At 68.2% G+C, this 17,218-nt stretch carries 12 protein-coding genes; 7 read left to right on the top strand and 5 right to left on the bottom strand.

Going from position 1 to position 17,218, the window contains the following annotated elements:
• Positions 1–63 precede the first annotated feature (63 nt).
• Positions 64–3,801: an Ig-like domain-containing protein gene (locus AC1DZ6_RS03985; protein ID WP_477095897.1), complete on the top strand. Its 3,738-nt coding sequence runs from the start codon at positions 64–66 to the stop codon at positions 3,799–3,801.
• A 96-nt stretch (positions 3,802–3,897) separates the two neighbouring features.
• Here the strand turns inward: AC1DZ6_RS03985 and AC1DZ6_RS03980 are convergent, their stop codons facing one another.
• The 3 genes from AC1DZ6_RS03980 to AC1DZ6_RS03970 are packed head-to-tail and all read right to left on the bottom strand — an operon-like array spanning position 3,898 to position 6,646.
• Positions 3,898–4,137, bottom strand: coding sequence for a DUF6894 family protein (locus AC1DZ6_RS03980; protein WP_477095896.1), 240 nt, complete (start codon positions 4,135–4,137; stop codon positions 3,898–3,900).
• A 55-nt stretch (positions 4,138–4,192) separates the two neighbouring features.
• On the bottom strand, positions 4,193–6,106 hold the full coding sequence (locus AC1DZ6_RS03975; RefSeq protein WP_477095895.1) for a monovalent cation:proton antiporter-2 (CPA2) family protein: 1,914 nt from the start codon (positions 6,104–6,106) through the stop codon (positions 4,193–4,195).
• A gap of 3 nt (positions 6,107–6,109) precedes the next feature.
• Positions 6,110–6,646 (bottom strand): NAD(P)H-dependent oxidoreductase, encoded by a 537-nt coding sequence (locus AC1DZ6_RS03970; RefSeq protein ID WP_477095899.1) that lies wholly within the window; start codon positions 6,644–6,646, stop codon positions 6,110–6,112.
• Positions 6,647–6,817: 171 nt separating this feature from the next.
• Between AC1DZ6_RS03970 and AC1DZ6_RS03965 the strand changes: the two genes are divergently transcribed.
• Both AC1DZ6_RS03965 and AC1DZ6_RS03960 read left to right on the top strand, forming a co-directional pair.
• Complete coding sequence (locus AC1DZ6_RS03965) at positions 6,818–7,543, top strand: CoA transferase subunit A (RefSeq protein WP_477095894.1); 726 nt, start codon at positions 6,818–6,820, stop codon at positions 7,541–7,543.
• Positions 7,543–8,184: a 3-oxoacid CoA-transferase subunit B gene (locus AC1DZ6_RS03960; protein WP_477095893.1), complete on the top strand. Its 642-nt coding sequence runs from the start codon at positions 7,543–7,545 to the stop codon at positions 8,182–8,184. Before AC1DZ6_RS03965 ends, AC1DZ6_RS03960 begins: the two co-directional genes overlap by 1 nt.
• 149 nt (positions 8,185–8,333) lie before the next feature.
• Here the strand turns inward: AC1DZ6_RS03960 and AC1DZ6_RS03955 are convergent, their stop codons facing one another.
• The gene (locus tag AC1DZ6_RS03955; protein WP_477095892.1) at positions 8,334–9,929 is read right to left on the bottom strand and encodes an ArnT family glycosyltransferase; all 1,596 of its coding nucleotides are present in this window, start codon (positions 9,927–9,929) and stop codon (positions 8,334–8,336) included.
• A gap of 196 nt (positions 9,930–10,125) precedes the next feature.
• Here AC1DZ6_RS03955 and AC1DZ6_RS03950 point away from each other — a divergent pair, with 196 nt between their 5' ends.
• The 3 genes from AC1DZ6_RS03950 to aguB all read left to right on the top strand — a co-directional run bounded on the left by AC1DZ6_RS03950 (position 10,126) and on the right by aguB (position 14,637).
• Complete coding sequence (locus AC1DZ6_RS03950) at positions 10,126–12,552, top strand: TonB-dependent receptor (protein ID WP_477095898.1); 2,427 nt, start codon at positions 10,126–10,128, stop codon at positions 12,550–12,552.
• 205 nt (positions 12,553–12,757) lie between these two features.
• Positions 12,758–13,762, top strand: coding sequence for an agmatine deiminase family protein (locus AC1DZ6_RS03945; protein ID WP_477095891.1), 1,005 nt, complete (start codon positions 12,758–12,760; stop codon positions 13,760–13,762).
• On the top strand, positions 13,759–14,637 hold the full coding sequence (gene aguB, locus AC1DZ6_RS03940) for an N-carbamoylputrescine amidase (protein WP_477095890.1): 879 nt from the start codon (positions 13,759–13,761) through the stop codon (positions 14,635–14,637). Before AC1DZ6_RS03945 ends, aguB begins: the two co-directional genes overlap by 4 nt.
• 149 nt (positions 14,638–14,786) lie before the next feature.
• Here the strand turns inward: aguB and AC1DZ6_RS03935 are convergent, their stop codons facing one another.
• Positions 14,787–15,605, bottom strand: coding sequence for an acid phosphatase (locus AC1DZ6_RS03935; RefSeq protein ID WP_477095889.1), 819 nt, complete (start codon positions 15,603–15,605; stop codon positions 14,787–14,789).
• A gap of 149 nt (positions 15,606–15,754) precedes the next feature.
• Between AC1DZ6_RS03935 and AC1DZ6_RS03930 the strand changes: the two genes are divergently transcribed.
• Positions 15,755–17,218: TonB-dependent receptor (locus AC1DZ6_RS03930; protein ID WP_477095888.1), on the top strand; the 1,464-nt coding region annotated here is incomplete at its 3' end.

The following is a 17,218-nucleotide window of genomic DNA, read 5'->3' as shown; positions in this document are numbered from 1 at the left end:
GCCACCCCTAGACCAAAGCCCAGCGACGAGCGCCCAGAACAAGACCCCCATCGGAGGAAACGCATGACCACCCTGACCGTGGGCGACCTCGCCCTGATCGGCTACAGCGCCGACACCGCCGGCAAGTCGTTTTCGTTCGTGCTGCTGCAGGCGGTCGACGCCGGCACGGTGATCAGCTTCACCGACAACGGCTGGTTCGCGGCGGGCGGGTTCCGGGCCGGCGAGGGGACCTTCACCTACACCGCCCCGGCCGGCGGCGCGGCGGCGGGCACGGTGATCACGGTCACGGGCCTGACCGGCTCGCTGAACCCCTCGACCTCGGGCGATCAGATCATCGCCTACCAGGGGCCCGCCGCCAGCGCGACGCCGCTGTTCGCCCTGGATTTCGCCGACGGCAACGCGACCTATGCCGGCGACGCGACCAACTCCAACACCTCGGCCATCCCGACCGGCCTGTCGGCGGGCAGCACGGCCCTGGCCTTCTCGCTCGACAACGGCGCCTATGTGGGAACCACCACCGGGACCAAGGCCCAGATCCTGTCGGCGATCGGCAATGCGGCCAACTGGTCGCTCGATGACGGCAATCCGGTGGCCTACAAGACCGCCTTCACGGTCACCGACGGCGGCGTGCCCAGCGCCAATGTCTCGATCAGCGACGTCACCCTGACCGAGGGCGATTCCGGCGATCAGGTGATGACCTTCACGGTCACCCGCACCAACACCACCGGCGCCTTCACCGTCGACTTCGCCACCGCCAACGGCTCGGCCCTCGTCGGCAGCGATTATGACGAGACCCACGGGACCCTGACCTTCTCGGCCGGCGGCCCGGCCAGCCAGACCGTCTCGGTGACGATCCATGGCGACGCCACGCCCGAGCCGAACGAGGCCTTCAGCGTCAACCTGTCGAACCTGATCGTCACCAGCGGCGCGGCCGCCCTGGTCGATGCGGTGGGGCAGGGCGCGATCGTCAACGACGACTTCGCCCCCGTGGCGATCTACGACATCCAGGGCGCGGGCCACATCTCGGCCTATGACGGCCAGACCGTGGCCACCCAGGGCGTGGTGACGGCCATCGACACCACCGGCTCGCGCGGCTTCTGGATCCAGGACACGACGGGCGACGGCAACGACGCGACGTCGGACGCGATCTTCGTGTTCACCAACGCCATCCCGACCGTGCAGATCGGCGACCTGGTCAAGGTGACCGGCACGATCGACGAATATAACGGCGGCGTCGCCACCAACCTGACGATCACCGAGATCACCGCCCCGACCATCAGCGTGATCGGCACAGGCGCGGTGGCCTCGACGGTGCTGGGGGCCGGCGGCCGGGCCATCCCCAACACCGTGATCGACGACGACGGCCTGTCGGTCTTCGACCCGGCCCATGACGGGGTCGACTTCTACGAGTCGATCGAGGGCATGGTCGTGACGATCCACAACGCCCAGGCCACCGACTCCACCACGACGGGCCAGACCTGGGTGGTCGCCGACAACGGCACGGGCGCCAGCGGCCTCAACACCCGGGGCGGGGTCACCCTGTCGGACGGCGACAACAACCCCGAGCGGATCCTGGTCTATGCCGACAGCGGCGTGAACCCCGGCTTCAACAGCGCCTATGTGCTGGGCGACCAGTTGGGCGACGTGACCGGCGTGGTCAGCTATTTCGGCGGCAAGTACGAGGTGATCGCCACCTCGGTGCAGAACACCACCAGCGCCGGGTCGCTGCCGCTGGAAGTCACCACCCTGGCCGGCGACGCCAGCCACCTGACGATCGGGGCCTATAACCTCGAGAACATCTCGCCGGTCGATCCCGACGCCAAGTTCGCGGCCCTGGCGGCCGACATCGCCCATAATCTGGGCGCGCCCGACATCCTGGGCGTCGAGGAGATCCAGGACGCGGACGGGGCCGGAAACGGCACGAACTACAGCGGGGCGGCGACCCTGGACAAGCTGGTGGCGGCCATCGAGGCGGCCGGCGGCCCGCACTACAGCTGGGTCGAGATCGCCCCGACCGCCAACAACACCACCGGCGGCGAGAGCAACGGCAACATCCGCAACGCCTTCCTCTATCGCGCCGACCGCGTGGACTATGTCGAGGGCTCGGCCCGGCTGGTCGCCGACACCACCGGCCCGACCAACGCCTTCAACAACAGCCGCAATCCGCTGGCCGCCGAGTTCGTGTTCCGCGGCGAGACGATCACCGCCATCGACGTGCACAACTATTCGCGCGGCGGCAGCGATCCGCTGTTCGGCGCCAACCAGCCGCCCGCCAACAGCGGCGACGATCGCCGCGCCGACCAGAGCACGGCCGTCCGCGACTACGTCGCCGGCCTGCTGGCCGCCGATCCGGACGCCCACATCACGGTGATGGGCGACTTCAACGCCTATTATTACGAGCAGAGCCTGACCCTGCTGGAGGCCGGCGGCGCGCTGTACAACCTGGCCCGCACCCTCACGGTCGAAGAGCGCTACTCGTACATCTTCGAGGGCAACGCCCAGCAGATCGACAACCTGCTGGTCTCGCAAAGCCTCAAGGACGGGGCGGTGTTCGACAACATCCACCTCAACACCGGCCAGGCGTCGATCGACAAGCCCACCGACCACGACGCGATCCTGTCCCAGCTGTTCATCAACACCGCGCCGGTGGCGACGCTGGACGGGGTGTTCACGGTGTCCGAGGACGTGATCCTGACGGTGGACGCGACGCACGGCGTGCTGGCCAACGACAGCGACCTGAACAGCGACGTCCTGACGGCGGTGCTGGACCACGGCCCGACCTACGGGACGCTGGTGCTCAACGCCGACGGCTCGTTCGTCTATACGGCCAACGCCAACTATGCCGGCGCCGACGCCTTCACCTACACGGCGCATGACGCCTATGGCGGCGTGTCGGGCGTGGTGACGGTCCTGCTGGGCGTCGAGGCGGTCAACGACGCCCCGGTCGGCGCGGCCGATGCGGCCTCGGTCGCCGAGGACGCCTCGATCCTGGTCAATGTGCTGGCCAACGATCACGACATCGACCTGGACGCCCTGAGCATCGCGGCCCTGTCGGGGACCAAGTCGGCCCTGGGCGCCTCGATCAGCATCGAGAACGGCCAGGTGCGCTACGTGGCCGACGCCGACAGCTTCGACCAGCTGGCCGCCGGCCAGTCGGTGGTCGACAGCTTCACCTACACCGCCTCGGACGGTCACGGCGGCTTCTCGGCCCCGATCGCGGTCAACGTCACGGTGGGCGAGGCGGGCGACAACCGCACCCTGTCGGGCAGCCTGCTCAAGGCCAACAGCTTCACCGACACCGGCGAGAAGGATACTCGCTATACCGGCGGGCTGCTGAACGACGTGATCAACGGCGGCGGCGGCTCCGACCACCTGTACGGCGGGGCGGGCGTCGACCGCATCAACGGCGGGACCGGCCGCGACACGCTGGACGGCGGCCTGGGCAACGACGTCCTGACCGGCGGGGCGGGAGCCGACGACTTCGTCTTCAACCTGCTGTCGGGAACCGACCACATCACCGACTTCAATCCGGGCGAGGACCATATCGTCACCCCGCTGCGCGACCAGCTGGGCGGTCTGTTCGGCGGGCTGGGCTGGACGCAGCTGGACAGCCTGGTCGACAACCTGCTGAAGCCGACGTTCAAGGACATCGACACCAACGGCGACCACCATGTGGACGCCGTGCAGATCAGCGCCGTCGGCATGGGCTCGGTGATCCTGGACAACTGGACCGTCGCGAGCCTGACCCAGCAGGGCTATCTCGACCCGCAGCACCACGTGGTCGGCGACTGGCTGCTGTAGGGGTCATGCCGGGGACATGCGCTTGTGCGTGTCCCCTTCCACATCCAGCAGCGGCTGGGGACACGTCCAACGACATGTCCCCAGCTAGCGCCTAGGTCAGTGCATCGTCCCGGTCGGGGCGTTGGCCTCGACGGCGACCGTGGCCAGGACGGCGTGGCGCTCGTCCAGCACCTCGACCAGCAGGGCGCCGTCGTGGGCGAACTCGTCGGCGTTGTCTCGCAGCCACTCACCGGCGATCCGCGCGGCCTCGACCTTGGCGGCGTCGAGGTCGTCGAACAGCGCGCCCTCGTCGTCGGTCAGCACATGGCCGTCGCTGAGCTGGAAATAGTACCGCATCGGTCAGGTTTCCTTTCGAGGAAGGAAACCGTTTCGAGGCGCCCGGTTCCCGGCCCTATTTCGCGCCCTCGCGCTGGGCGGCCTCGCGGTCGGCGCGCTCCTTCAGCTCCTCGTCGAGGGTGGCGGTGTCCCAGGCCCCGGCGGCGTCGCCCGGGCGCAGGCGCGCCAGGTCGGCGTTGAGCAGCTTGTCCATGGTCTGGGCCGCGTCGCGCGAGGCCAGGATATAGGCCTCCTCCTGGCCCCAGACGGGACGCAGATCCTCGAACGATTTGCGGTCGTGGCGGCGGAAGATCGCGCCGGCGCGGTGGGCGCGGTGGGCGCGGTAGCCCAGCTTCTGCAAGGCGGTGGTCCCCAGGGCAAGGGCCGCCTCGAAGGTCTCGCGCTCGACCGCGTCGGCGCCGTTGGCCAGCAGGTCGTAGGCGTGGCGGCGGTCCCAGGCCCGGGCCAGGATGACGAGATCCGGGAAGGCCTTGCGGGCGGTCTCGACCAGCTCGACGGTCTTCTCGCGGTCGTCCAGGGCGACGATCAGCATCCGGGCCCGCTCGATGCCGGCGGCGCGCAGCAGGTCCATCCGCGTGGCGTCGCCATAGTGCACCCGGCGGCCGAAGCGGCGCAGCAGGTCGATCTGCTCGATGTCGCTGTCCAGCACGGTGGAGCGGAAGCCGTTGGCGGTCAGCAGGCGGCCGGTGATCTGGCCGAAGCGTCCGAAGCCGGCGATGATGATGTCCGGCTCGCCCTCGTCGAAGGCGCCGGTGTCCGGCACGACCTTGGGGATGGCCGCGTCCATCATCGCCGCGATCCGCTCGTAGAGGATCATGGCGACGGGGGTCAGGGCCATGGAGACGGCGACGGCGGCGGTCAGCAGGGCGGCCAGCGTGGCGCCGATCACCCCGGCTCCCACCGTGAAGGTCAGCAGCACGAAGGCGAACTCGCCGCCCTGGGCCAGGGCCGTGGCCACGGCCGCCGCGCCCCGGGCCGGCGCGCCGAACAGCCGGGCGAAGCCGAACACCACCAGGAACTTCAGGACCATCAGCCCCAGCACCACGCCGATCAGGGTCAGGGGTTGGCGCGCGACCAGGCCCAGGTCGATCCCGGCCCCGACGGTGATGAAGAACAGGCCCAGCAGCAGGCCGCGGAACGGCTCGATGTCGCTTTCCAGCTCGCGGCGGAACTCGCTCTCGGCCAGCACGACGCCGGCCAGGAAGGCGCCCAGGGCCGGCGACAGGCCCACCATCTGCATGATGTTGGCCACGCCGACCACGATCAGCAGGGCGGCGGCGGTGAAGATCTCGCGCAGCCGAGCCTCGGCGATGAAGCGGAAGATCGGCCGCACCAGATAGCGGCCGCCGCCGACCACGGCGCCGACCGCGACCAGCACCGAAAGGCCCTGGGCCCAGCGGGGCAAGTGGGCCACCAGGCTTTCGCCGTGTCCGCCGGCCGCCGCGTGGACGCTGGGGGCGATGGTCGCCAGGGTCGGCAACAGGGCGAACATCGGAATCACCGCCAGGTCCTGCAGCAGCAGGATTCCGAAGGCGGCGCGGCCGACCGGTCCTTGCCGCAGCCCCTTTTCGTCGAGGGTCTGCAGCACGATGGCGGTCGACGACATGGCTAGCACCATCCCGACGGCCAGGGCCGTCTGCCAGGGCAGGCCCAGCAGCACCGAGACCCCGGCGATGGCGACCGTGGTGCCGACCACCTGGGCGCCGCCGAACCCGAAGATCGCCTTGCGCATGTCCCAAAGGGTGGCCGGCTGGACCTCCAGCCCGATCAGGAACAGCAGGATCACCACGCCGAACTCGGCGAACTTCATGATGTCGGTCTGCTCGCCGACCAGCGAGAGGGCGAACGGCCCGATCACCACGCCGGCGATCAGGTAGCCCAGCACCGAGCCCAGGCCCAATCGCTTGGCGATCGGCACGGAGATGACGGCGGCGCCGAGATAGACCAGGGCTTGCAGCAGGAATGGCATGGATCAGGCCCCCAGTTCGGCGTCGGCGGGCGCGGTCAGCAGCGAGGCGACGCGGGCCCGGTAGCGCAGGGCCTCGGCCTTGAGCTCCTCGTCGTTCTTGACCGCCGCGCCATGCACCACGAAGGGCGTCTCCCAGACCATGCCGCACAGGTAGGCGGTCTGCTCCAGCGGACGCAGATATTCGTCCATCGAGAAGCGGTTGTAGCCATGAGCGTGATAGGCCTTGGCCGCCCCGCCGGTGGTGCAGGCGGCGAACATCCGCTTGCCGGCCAGGGCGTTGCCCTCCAGCCCGTAGGCGAAGCCGTGCAGCCACACCAGATCGAACCACTCCTTCAACAGGGCGGGCGTCGAGTACCAGTAGAGCGGGAACTGCACGGCGATCACGTCGTGCGCCATCAGCTTTTCCTGCTCGGCCTCGATGTCGATCGCGAAGTCCGGATAGGTCTCGTAGAGGTCGTGGAAGGTGACGCCTTCCAGGCCCTTGGCCGCCTTGGCCAGGGCGCGGTTGGCGCGAGAGCGTTCAAGCGCTGGATGCGCCATGGTCAGCAGCACGCCCGAGGTGGCGGGCGTCTTGATCCCGATGGTAGCTTCCCCAGAGTTAGCCTGATCCGTCACGCCACAACTCCACGCATCGAAATTTTATTCATCAAGGGTTGAATTTCTCCGTTCGGCGGCTCAGAGCAGTCGCCAAACGTCGCTCCGGGAGGAACCATGGTCGACAAGGTGAAGTCCACAGCCGGCGAAGCGCTGGCGGGTCTTTTATTCGATGGCATGACCATCATGGCCGGAGGCTTCGGCCTGTGCGGCATTCCCGAGAACCTGATCGCGGCGATCCGGGAGGCGGGCGTCAAGGACCTCACGGTGGTCTCCAACAATTGCGGCGTCGACGGCTTCGGCCTGGGCATCCTGCTGGAGAACCGCCAGATCAAGAAGATGGTCTCGTCCTATGTGGGTGAGAACAAGCTGTTCGAACAGCTTTACCTCTCCGGCGAGCTGGAACTGGAGTTCAATCCGCAGGGCACGCTGGCTGAACGCATCCGCGCCGGCGGGGCGGGCATCCCCGCCTTCTTCACGCGCACCGGGGTGGGCACCCTGGTCGCCGAGGGCAAGGAAGTCCGCGATTTCGACGGCGAGCTGTACGTGATGGAGCGCGGCCTGGTCGCCGACCTGTCGATCGTCAAGGCCTGGAAGGCCGACGCCGAGGGCAACCTCGTCTACCGAAAGACCGCCCGCAACTTCAATCCGATGATGGCCACGGCCGGCAAGGCCACTGTGGTCGAGGTCGAGGAGATCGTGGCGATCGGCGCGCTGGACAAGGACGGCGTCCACACCCCGGGCATCTATGTCGACCGCCTGATCAAGGGCGCCAAGTTCGAGAAGCGCATCGAGCGCGTGACCACCCGCCCTCGTGAAGTGAAATCTGGGGAGTCCGTGTAATGGCCTGGACGCGTGACGAAATGGCGGCCCGCGCCGCCAAGGAGCTGCAGGACGGCTTCTACGTGAACCTGGGCATCGGCATCCCGACCCTGGTGGCCAACTACATTCCCGAGGGCATGTCGGTGACGCTGCAGAGCGAGAACGGCATGCTGGGCATGGGCCCCTTCCCCTACGAGGGTGAAGAGGACGCCGACCTGATCAACGCCGGCAAACAGACGATCACCGAGCTGGACTCCAGCTCGTACTTCTCGTCGGCCGACAGCTTCGCGATGATCCGCGGCGGCCACATCGCCCTGTCGATCCTGGGCGGCATGCAGGTCAGCGAGAACGGCGACCTGGCCAACTGGATGGTGCCCGGCAAGATGGTCAAGGGCATGGGCGGCGCCATGGACCTGGTGGCCGGCGTCAAACGGGTGGTGGTGGTCATGGACCACTGCGAGAAGTCCGGCGCGCCCAAGCTGCTCCACCGCTGCTCGCTGCCTTTGACAGGGGCCGGGGTGGTCGACCTGCTGATCACCGAACTGGGCGTCTTCGAGATCAACCGCGGCAAGACGGCCGTGAAGCTGATCGAGCTGGCGCCGGGGGTGACGGTGGATGAAGTGAAGGCCAAGACCGAGGCGGCGTTCGAGGTCGGGGCTTAGCGCGACACCCACTTGCCCCCACCTGACCGCCACGCGGTCTGTCCGCCCCCATAGGGGGGCGGAGGACTGGAGCGCGGCGCGCCTCTTCCCCCTGGGGGAAGACGATCGCGAAGCGATCCGTAGGGGGCAAGCGTTAGCCGCCGAAACCCCTAGGGCGTCGGCTCCGGATCCGGTGGCAGCCCGGTCACCGGATCGCGCGGCACGGGCGCGAACCCCTGGGCGATGAACAGGTCCGTCCGCCGCGAGCGCTTCTTGTCCAGCCGCACCCGGACGATCTGCAGGTCCGACGTCGCCTTGAAGTCCTGCTTGATCTTGGCGCGATAGGTTCCCTCCAGGCTGGCGATCAGCGCCCGGCGGCCCAGGGCGGCGTCCAGGGGCGCCTCGGCCTCGGCCTGGTTGCGGGGGGCGATCTCGTGCACCCACATCTTCAGCGGCGGGGCGGTCGGCGTGCCGAAATAGTCGCGGCCGTAATAGGCGGCCACATTGTAGAGGAAGCGGTCGTCGACGGCGACGGCGGTCACGCCGCCGCGCAGAGCCTGCTCCTCGCGCGCCCTCTCGATGATCGCCTGCACCGTCTGGTCCCAGCCGCGGGCCCGCTTGAAGCTGTTGGCCACGCCCATGGCTTCGGCCGTGCGCGGATTGATCACCCAGGTCAGGAACAGGGCCGCCAGCACCGCCTGCAGGGCCAGGCCGCCGATCAGCCAGCGACGGGCCTCCCAGCGCAGCAGCCAGGCCGCCACGAGCACCGAGCCGGCGACATAGGCCGCGCCCGCCCAGTTGGCGTTGGCCCGTGAGACGAAGGCCTGGGCCGCCACGGTGAGCAGGGGCGGCAGGGCGAAGCACAGCAACATGATGTCGGCCGCCGCCAACCGCTTGCGAATCGCCAGCAGGATCGCGCCGCCGCCCAGCACGCCGAACGGCACGGGCCCGAACACGCCGAACTGCGAGCCGACGAACTGGACCAACTCCATGGGGTCGAACAGCTTGCCGGCCTTCCAGTTGGCGTTGGCCGCGGTGTGCTCCAGCGTCGAGAAATGATGCTGGTAGTTCCACAGCATGTTCGGCGCGAAGACGACGAACAGGGCCACGAAGAAGGCGATCGCCATGACGGGGGTCCAGGCCCGCCGGGCCTCTCGCGACAGGAACAGGTGCGCGGCCAGGCTGGCCAGGGCGTAGATCGCCGCGTACTTGCTGAGGAACGCCATGCCCAGGGCCGCGCCCATGCCGGCGGCGACCCAGATCCGGACGCGCGGCGAGGCGTCGGGGAGGGCGACGCAGGCCCAGATCATCAAGGCCAGGAAGAACAGCAGCGGTGTGTCGGTGGTGATCAGCACCGACGACAGCTGGATGCCCGGCATCAGGATGAAGACCGCCGCGGCGGCCAGGCCGATCCAGGCCGTGTTGCCATTGACCCCGTCCCGCGGGCCGTAGAGCCGCGTGGCGATGCGCGAAATCACCAGGGCCGTGCCGGCGTTGATCAGGGGCGAGCCGATGCGCAGCCAGGCCTCGGCGTCGCCGCCGATTCGCGTGGTCGCCCAGATCAGCCAGGCGATGACCGGAGGCTTGGAAAAATAGCCGAAATCCAGGTGGCGCGACCACAGCCAGTACTGGGCTTCGTCCGGGTACAACTCCAGGGGGGTTACGAACAGCGCCACGACTCGCAGAACCGTCAGAACCCCGACCAAGACCAGGGTCAGCCGCCAGGCCCGCGCCTGAGTCGCCCGCGCCGTTTCATCAAGGGCCACGCTGATTTCTCCCGCATAAGTAAGAGGACGCTGACTAAATCTGTTGCAAGCGAGACACCCGTGTCGGGTTTATCCGCCATCGTGTCGTTTCCGTCACCAAACCTTCTAAATAGCCCGCTAAAGAGCCTCTTAACGATTGGGCCGATGGGTTTTCATGCACCTCTTCGCGGCCGAAACGAGGGGATAGATCAAGATGATGACGAAAAAGCTCGCCTGCCTGGCGTCGACCGCCCTGGTCGGCTGCCTGCTGAGCGCCACCGCCGCCATGGCCCAATCGACCGGCACCGACGCCGTCGAACAGGTCGTGGTCACCGCTTCCAGCCTGAAGAACCAGAACGGCGCGATCGTTCAGCAAGTGGTTCCGAAGTCGCGCTCGACGATCACTCAGGACTTCATCGCCCGCCAGGTGCCCGGCCAGACCGTTCTGGACTCGCTGAACCTGCTGCCCGGCGTGAACTTCACCAACAACGACGCCTACGGCTCGGCCGGCGGCGACATCACCATTCGCGGCTTCGACTCGCAACGCATCGCCCTGCTGCAGGACGGCATTCCGCTGAACGACAGCGGCAACTACGCCATCTATCCGAACCAGCAGATGGACTCGGAACTGATCTCCAAGGTCGACGTCAACCTTGGCACCACCGACGTTGACAGCCCGACGGCCGCGGCCGCCGGCGGCACCATCAACTACGTGACCCGCAAGCCCACCGACGAATTCAGCGGCGTGTTCGAAGCTCAAGCCGGCGACGGCAACTTCCGCCGCTTCTTCGCCGTGCTCGACACCGGCAAGGTCGGCCCGTTCGGCACCAGCGCCTGGATCAGCTACGCCGACGCGATCAACGACGTGTTCAACGGCCCGGGCAAGATCCACAAGACCCAGTTCAACGCGCGGATCTATCAGCCGATCGGCGACAACGGCGACTTCGTCAGCCTGATCGCCAACTACAACGAAAACCGCAACAACTTCATCAACCGGATGACCCTGGCCCAGTTCCAGGCCGGTACGGGCATCGGCTACAGCCGCGCCACCTGCGCCCGTCCGACCCCGGTCGCCGGCACCGCCCAGATCGATACCAACGCGGGCACTTGCTACAAGTACAACATCAACCCGTCGAACACGGGCAACATCCGCGGCCAGTCGCTGTTCCACCTCGGTGAGAACTTCATCCTGACCGCCGACCCCTACTTCCAGTACACGCTGGCCAACGGCGGCGGCCGCGGCCTGTTCAACGAAAGCGGCAACGGCACGGGCAGCGGCCTGATCCGCGGCAGCGCGCTGACCGGCGGCCAGGACCTGAACGGCGACGGCGACATCCTCGACACCGTCCTGCTGTACTCGCCCAACACGACCAACACCCGCCGTTACGGCGTCACCTCGTCGCTGATCTGGAAGTTCGCCGAAGGCCAAAGCCTCCGCGCGGCCTACACCTACGACGAAGCCCACCACCGTCAGACCGGCGAATATACGACGTTCAGCACCGACACGACGCCGAACGACGTGTTCGGCGGCAAGGACGGCTACGGCAAGTCGATCAAGCTCTCGGACGGCAGCATCCTGCGCAAGCGCGACCGCGTCTCGGTCGCCACCCTGAACCAGATCTCGGTCGAGTACCGCGGCAAGTTCATGGACGACAAGGTCCTGTTCAACGCCGGCCTGCGCGCCCCGTTCTTCAAGCGCGAACTGCATAACTTCTGCTATCAGGCCGACACCTTCACGGCCTACTGCACCAACCAGACCCCGACCGCCGTGGCTGGCACCGACGACGGCAACGGCCAGACCCTGGTCACCCTGCCGGGTCAAGGCACCACCCAGTACGGTCGTCCGCGCGAGTTCACCCGCAAGTATGACAAGCTCCTGCCGAACGTCGGCGCCAGCTACAACCTGACGGACCACCAGTCGGTCTACGCGACCTACGCCGAAACCCTGTCGGCGCCCCGCACCGACGACCTGTACGACAAGAAGCTGACCAGCCCGAAGCCGGAAGTCTCGCACGTCATCGACGTGGGTTACCGCTTCCAGTCGCCGACCATCCTGCTGTCGGCCTCGCTCTGGGCCAACAACTTCAGCAACCGCATCGAGCGCGCCTTCAACGAGCAGGACAACATCGCCTTCTCGGTCAACGTCGGCGACGTGAAGCAAAAGGGCTTCGACGCCCAGTTCGGCTTCAAGCCGGAAGACTACCTCAGCTTCTACGCCTCGTTCTCGTACCAGGACTCGGAACTGCAGGATAACATCCCGGGCACCGCCCTGGGTTCGCTGCTGCTGACCAAGGGCAAGCAACTGTACGAAGCCCCGAACTACCAAGGCGCCGCTCGCGTCGATTGGGACATCACCGACGCGCTCAGCATCGGCGTTCAAGCCAAGTACGTCGGCGAGCGCTGGACCAACCTGACCAACACCGAAAAGGTGCCCAACTACACCCTGCTGGACCTGGACGCCCGCTACGAACTGAGCAGCCTCCTCGAGGGCGTTGGGATGAAGAACACCTACGTCCAGATCAACGTGAAGAACCTGACCGACAAGAAGTACCTCGGCGACCTGGCGGTGAACCCGTCGGGCACGGGCCTGGGTCAGCCGGGCTACCCGCGCACGGCCAGCATCACCCTGCACGCCGCCTTCTAAGCACGGCGTACAGCGGACTTGAGAACGGGGGCGGTCCGGAAACGGACCGCCCTTTTTCTTTTGTCGCAGCAGTTTGCTTTTTGCTTTGACGCATTTCCTTCACGCGAACCGGAATCCACTTCGCTTGAAAATGCTCTAGAAGGGCGGCTTGACCCGAGGGCCGTCCCGGCCCATTTGCGCCTCCCGTTTCGATCAGGCTTGAATCATGACTCCGACCGTCCCCGCCGAATGGGCTCCGCACCGCGCCATGTGGGTGGGTTTCCCCAGCCACGCCGAGCTCTGGCGTGAAGATCTCGACCAGGCCCAGGACGAGGTCGCCGACCTGGCGCGCGCCCTGGCCGGTCCGGGCGGCGAGCGCGTGCGCCTGATGGTGGTCGGCGACGAGGCCGAGGCCGCCGCCCGCGCCCGCCTGGCCGACACCACCGTCGAGATCGTCCGCGGCCAGTTCGGCGACATCTGGCTGCGCGACACCGGCCCGATCTTCGTCGAGACCGCCGACGGGCCGGTGGCCGCCGGCTTCCTGTTCAACGGCTGGGGCGGCAAGTACGAGATGGAGGGCGACGACCTGGTCGCCGAGCAGATCGCCGCCGCCAGCGGCGCGCCCCTGTCGCGCAACGCCTTCGTGCTGGAGGGCGGCTCGCTGGACCACGACGGCATGGGCTGCGTCCTGACCACCCGCCAGTGCCTGCTGAACCAGAACCGCAACGGCGACTTCGACGAGGCCAAGGCCTCGGCCGCGCTCGCCGCCTCGCTGGGCGTCAAGAAGGTGCTGTGGCTGGGCGACGGCCTGCTGAACGACCACACCGACGGCCACATCGACAACCTGGCCCGCTTCGTCGCGCCGGGCGTGGTGGCCTGCCCGATGGCCTTCGGGACCGACGACCCCAACGCCGAGGTCTATGCCGAGACGGCGCGGACCCTGGCGGCCATGACCGACAGCCGCGGCTCGCCCCTGCAGGTCGTGCGCATCCCCTCGCCGGGCCGCATCCTGGACGAGGACGGCGAGATCGTCCCGGCCTCGCACATGAACTTCCTGATCGCCAACGAGGCGGTGATCGTGCCGATCTACGCCGAGGAGTCGGGCGCCTTCGCCGTCGAGGTGATCAGCGGCCTGTTCCCCGAGCGCGAGGTCATCGGCCTGCCCTCGACCGCCATCCTGACCGGCGGCGGCTCGTTCCACTGCATCAGCCAACAGGAGCCCGGCGAATGACCCGCAACCTCAGCGTCGCGGCCATCCAGACCTCGTACGGGATGGACCTGCAGGCCAACATCAAGAAGACCGAGGCCTTCATCCGCGAGGCCGCCGCCAAGGGCGCCCAGGTGATCCTGCCGTCCGAGCTGTTCCAGGGGCCGTATTTCTGCGTCACCCAGGAGGAGCGGTGGTTCGCCGAGGCTCATCCGTGGCGCGAGCACCCGGTGGTCAAGGCGATCGCCCCCCTGGCCGGCGAGTTGGGCGTGGTGATCCCGATCTCGATCTTCGAGCGCGAGGGTCCGCACTATTTCAACAGCCTGGTGATGGCCGACGCCGACGGGTCGATGCTGGGCCTCTATCGCAAGAGCCACATCCCGGACGGTCCCGGCTACCAGGAGAAGTACTATTTCCGGCCGGGCGACACGGGCTTCAAGGTCTGGGACACACGCTTCGGCCGCCTGGGCGTCGGCATCTGCTGGGACCAGTGGTACCCCGAGGCCGCGCGCGCCATGGCCCTGATGGGCGCCGAGGCCCTGTTCTACCCCACCGCCATCGGCAGCGAGCCGCATGACCCGTCGCTCAACACGACCCTGCCCTGGCAGCGGGCGATGCAGGGCCACGCGGTCAGCAACGTGATCCCGGTGATCGGCGCCAACCGCATCGGCTTCGAGCCCTGGGAGAACTATCCCAACGGCGGCCAGAGCTTCTACGGCTCGTCCTTCATCGCCGACCATCGCGGCGACCTGGTCAGCGAGCTGGGCCGCGACGACGAGGGCCTGGTGTCGGCGACCTTCGACCTGGACTTCCTGCGGACGCATCGCGCGGCGTGGGGGTTCTTCCGCGATCGCCGGCCGGAGCTGTACGGGGCGCTGGCGATGGGGCGGCCAGCTTAGGACTCAGCGGCTCACGCACCTGCCCCCACCTGGCGACTTCGTCGCCTGTCCGCCCCCATAGGGGGCGGAGGTTCGCGCCTGCGCCGGCGGCTGAGCCTCTTCCCCCTGTGGGGGAAGACGATCGCGAAGCGATCCGTAGGGGGCAAGTGTTAGCCGGCAGGGCAGTCCTTGGGCGCTCCAGTCGCCCGCGACGCCGCCACCTCCGCCCGCGCCGTCGCCAGGTCGCTCATGAACGCCGGATCCTGGTGCAGCCGCGAGACCATGGCCGAGCCCAGATAGCGCCCGGCCTCGATGTCGCTCTGATAGTGCACGCCGCAGACGATGCGGCTGTCGCCGAACTCGCGGCCGCGCGCCAGCACGGCGCTGGCGTGCTCGGGGGCGACCTCGGAGATCACCAGGGCCCACGACCAGCCGATCAGGCCGTGGCCTGACGGATAGGAGCCGTCGGTCTCGATCCACTTTTCGCGCGGCACGCAGATCGGCTTGGTGTTGCCCACCGGCGGACGGGCGCGCTGGAACACGGCCTTGGCGGGCTGGTACAGGGTGGCGGCGTCGTCGGTCATCCGCAGCAGCAGCTTGGCCAGGGTCGGGGTGGCGTCCGGCCCGATGGCGACGCCGGCGGCGCAGGAGAAGCTCTTGAAGCCGTGCGCGCCCGACAGGTCGGCGTCGGCGATGGCCTTGTCCCAGGCCGGCGTGCCCGCCAGCTTGCGGGTCTGGTCGAAGATCGCCTGGTCGGCCTTGCCGCGCGGCGAGTCCGGAGTCGGCGGCGGGCCGACGATGGCGGCGCCGTCCAGGTTCATGCCGCTGGTGAGATAGCCGGCCGGAGGCTTGGCCCAGCTGGCCGTGCTGGGGCTGACGGCATAGGGCGCGGCCTTGGGCGAGGCCTTGGAGAACAGGTCCTGGACCGGCGAGCAGCCCATCAGCAGGGCGCCGCCGAGCGTGGCGACGAGCAGCATCTTGCGGGTCATGGGCGGCCTCCGATCGGTCATCCGACCACAGAACGACGACCACGGGCCGCGTCAAGGTTGGTTTTGGCACGAAGCCGCTTGACGAGTCGTAATGTTATTTCATAACACTTTGCGCAAGCCGCTCCCCCGGCCAAGGTTCAGGATTTCCCATGCCCCGTCGCGTTCTGCTTTCCGCCGCGAGCCTGCTGGCGTTCGCGCTTGTCGCTCCCCTCGCTCAAGCCGCCGAGACTCCGGCCCCGGCGGACGCCCCCTCGGAAACGGGCGCGCCCGATGGTCCCGACGCCGTCGACAAGGTGGTGGTCACCGCCGCCCCCTACGCCGTGTCGCTGGACACCGTGACCAGCAGCGTCAACGTCGTGACCCGCGACCAGCTGGACACTCTGCCGGCGGCCGGCATCGGCGACCTGCTGAACGGCATGCCGGGCCTGCGCTCCACCTTCTACGGCCCCGGCGCCTCGCGCCCGGTGATCCGCGGCCTGTCGGGCCCCCGGGTGATGGTGCTGCAGAACGGCGTCGGCCAGGTGGACGCCAGCGCCCTGTCGCCCGACCACGCCGTGGCCAGCGACCCGGGCGAGGCCTCGCGGATCGAGGTGCTGCGCGGCCCCTCCACCCTGGCCTATGGCGGCTCGGGCATCGGCGGGGTGGTCAACATGATCGACGACCGCGTGCCCTCCAGCCCGGCCGCCAACGGCCCCGAAGGCCGGGTGTCGGCCTCGGTCTCGTCGGTCGACGACGGCTGGGCCTATAGCGGCGCGGTCAAGGCCGGGAAGGGCCCGATCGTCTTCGCGGCCGACTTTTCCAGCCGCCGCACCGACGACTACACGATCCCGACGGCCGCGGTGTCCGACCGCCTGGCGGCCCGCGACGGCCTGACCGTCGATCCCGACCACAAGGTCAAAAACACCGACGTCGAGGTCGACGCCTACGGCGCGGGCGTCTCCTGGGTCCACGATCGCGGCTTCATCGGCGCCTCGGTCAAGAAGATCGACACCACCTACGGCGTCCCCTACGAGCAGATCCTGGCCCCGATCGACCCCAATGCCGAGGGTCCGGTCTCGATCCACCTGCAGCAGACCCGCTACGACCTGCGCGGCGAGCAGGAACTGGACAATCCGTGGTTCGAGAAGGTCCGCGTCTCGCTGGGCTACGCCGACTACGAGCAYGCCGAGGTCAGCGTGGAGGACGGCGAGGTGGGCACCCGCTTCCTGTCGCACGGGACCGAGGGCCGCGTGGAGCTGGTGCATCGCGAGCATGACGGCCACCAGGGCGCCATCGGCTTCCAGGCCCTGGACCGCCACTTCGAGGCGATCGGCGACGAGGCCTTCGTGCCCTCGACCGACATCAAGGAATACGGGATCTTCACCCTGCAGCGGCTGGACCGCGGGACCTGGGGCGTCGACGCCGGCCTGCGCTTCGACACCCGCGAGCTGAAGACGCCCACCGAAACCCGCGACTTCGACAACGTCTCGGCGTCGCTGGGCGTGTTCCTCAAGCCGACCGACAGCCTGTTCTACGCCCTGACCCTGTCGCGCAACGGCCGGGCGCCGACCGAGTTCGAGCTGTTCGCCAACGGCCCGCACCCGGGCACCGGTGGTTTCGAGGTGGGCGACGAC

The organism is Caulobacter sp. P1_B12_2 (assembly GCF_056406675.1).
The sequence above is the reverse complement of the archived record's forward strand: the minus strand, read 5'-3'. Positions and strand labels throughout refer to the sequence as shown.

Excerpts from the sequence above, each read along its gene's own strand:
- AC1DZ6_RS03985 (WP_477095897.1), top strand. The coding sequence starts at position 64 with ATGACCACCCTGACCGTGGGCGACCTCGCCCTGATCGGCTACAGCGCC.
- AC1DZ6_RS03980 (WP_477095896.1), bottom strand. The coding sequence starts at position 4,137 with ATGCGGTACTATTTCCAGCTCAGCGACGGCCATGTGCTGACCGACGAC.
- AC1DZ6_RS03975 (WP_477095895.1), bottom strand. The coding sequence starts at position 6,106 with ATGCCATTCCTGCTGCAAGCCCTGGTCTATCTCGGCGCCGCCGTCATC.
- AC1DZ6_RS03970 (WP_477095899.1), bottom strand. The coding sequence starts at position 6,646 with ATGGCGCATCCAGCGCTTGAACGCTCTCGCGCCAACCGCGCCCTGGCC.
- AC1DZ6_RS03965 (WP_477095894.1), top strand. The coding sequence starts at position 6,818 with ATGGTCGACAAGGTGAAGTCCACAGCCGGCGAAGCGCTGGCGGGTCTT.
- AC1DZ6_RS03960 (WP_477095893.1), top strand. The coding sequence starts at position 7,543 with ATGGCCTGGACGCGTGACGAAATGGCGGCCCGCGCCGCCAAGGAGCTG.
- AC1DZ6_RS03950 (WP_477095898.1), top strand. The coding sequence starts at position 10,126 with ATGACGAAAAAGCTCGCCTGCCTGGCGTCGACCGCCCTGGTCGGCTGC.
- AC1DZ6_RS03945 (WP_477095891.1), top strand. The coding sequence starts at position 12,758 with ATGACTCCGACCGTCCCCGCCGAATGGGCTCCGCACCGCGCCATGTGG.
- aguB (WP_477095890.1), top strand. The coding sequence starts at position 13,759 with ATGACCCGCAACCTCAGCGTCGCGGCCATCCAGACCTCGTACGGGATG.
- AC1DZ6_RS03935 (WP_477095889.1), bottom strand. The coding sequence starts at position 15,605 with ATGACCCGCAAGATGCTGCTCGTCGCCACGCTCGGCGGCGCCCTGCTG.